1 protein-coding gene is annotated in these 572 nt (G+C 46.5%); it reads right to left on the reverse strand.

Annotation, left to right across the window (positions count from 1 at the left end):
- Positions 1–572 (reverse strand): IS3 family transposase (locus tag A3766_RS11060; protein ID WP_068642204.1); only part of this gene is annotated, 572 nt, incomplete at both ends.

Consider the following 572-nt stretch of genomic DNA (forward strand, 5'->3'; position numbering starts at 1 on the left):
TGGCGACATATCTTCGTTAGAAGTATGGAGCCGCTCTAAGTTGTAATAACGCATGTAGTCAGCCACATCATTTCTCATATGCTCTCTCGTTGGCTGGGGCACTTTCAAAACCCAGTCATGCTTTAAGCTTCCAAAGAACCGCTCCACAACAGAGTTATCCCAGCAAGCACCTACATCCCCCATGCTAGCTCTGATGCCATAATTACTCAGCAGTGTGCGATAACGCTTGCTGGTATACTGCGAACCTCTGTCACTATGAAACACCAAGCCTTTAGGAGGCTGGCGCAGATTATATGCCCTGATCATAGCTCGACTAACCAAGTCAGTAGTCATACGCTTATCAATCTGCCAGCCAACGATTCGGCGTGAAAATAAATCCATGACGATCGCGAGATACATCCAGCCTTCGCCTGTTTTCAGATAAGTCACATCGCCAGCCAAGATTTGATTTGGCCCAACCGGATTAAAGTTCTGGTTCAGCAAGTTATCTGCAACAGCATCACTGTGTTTACGCTTAGTTGTTGCCTTGTATGCAATGCGTTGCGTAACGACCAATCCAAGCTTAGCCATTA

Source organism: Oleiphilus sp. HI0132, from assembly GCF_001635845.1.